A 321-nucleotide genomic window follows, 5' to 3' on the forward strand; every position below is an offset into this window, starting at 1 on the left:
ACCGGCGGGCAGAAGCAGGCGCTTTACCGGCGACTGCTGGAGCTTAGGGAAGGCGATGGCTGAGCGTACTTTAGGCCATCGCCGAAAAGCTTACCGGCGCGGCCATCGCGGCGAATGGCTGGCGGCGCTGGCGCTGATGCTGAAAGGCTACCGCATCCTTGCCCGCCGCCATCGCACCAGGCTCGGCGAGATCGATCTGATCGCCCGGCGTGGCGATCTCGTGCTGTTCGTCGAGGTCAAGGAGCGCCGCACTTTGATCGAGGCCATGGAAGCGCTCGGACATGAATCGGAGCGGCGCATCGAGGGCGCCGCGGATATCTG

General features: G+C 65.4%; 1 protein-coding gene. It reads left to right on the plus strand.

All coding sequences use genetic code 11. The features are described 5' to 3' along the window. Nucleotides 1-55: 55 nt before the first annotated feature. Nucleotides 56-321: YraN family protein (locus tag EN852_RS37895; protein ID WP_135879842.1), on the plus strand; the 266-nt coding region annotated here is incomplete at its 3' end.

This window comes from Mesorhizobium sp. M2E.F.Ca.ET.209.01.1.1 (genome assembly GCF_004010375.2).
Classification (GTDB): domain Bacteria; phylum Pseudomonadota; class Alphaproteobacteria; order Rhizobiales; family Rhizobiaceae; genus Mesorhizobium.